Origin of the sequence: Citrobacter sp. Igbk 16, from assembly GCF_028069755.1 — a bacterium.
Taxonomy (GTDB): Bacteria; Pseudomonadota; Gammaproteobacteria; order Enterobacterales; family Enterobacteriaceae; genus Citrobacter.
The window spans coordinates 1-265 of record NZ_JANEWJ010000111.1; the positions used below are offsets into that span (position 1 = coordinate 1).

The 265-nt window shown below is 49.8% G+C and carries 1 rRNA gene; it reads left to right on the forward strand.

Annotated features, from left to right (window positions below):
• A 23S ribosomal RNA gene (locus NNO03_RS22825) occupies positions 1-265 on the forward strand; the annotation flags it as partial.

Consider the following 265-nt stretch of genomic DNA (forward strand, 5'->3'; position numbering starts at 1 on the left):
ATCGTACCCCAAACCGACACAGGTGGTCAGGTAGAGAATACCAAGGCGCTTGAGAGAACTCGGGTGAAGGAACTAGGCAAAATGGTGCCGTAACTTCGGGAGAAGGCACGCTGATATGTAGGTGAAGTGATTTACTCATGGAGCTGAAATCAGTCGAAGATACCAGCTGGCTGCAACTGTTTATTAAAAACACAGCACTGTGCAAACACGAAAGTGGACGTATACGGTGTGACGCCTGCCCGGTGCCGGAAGGTTAATTGATGGG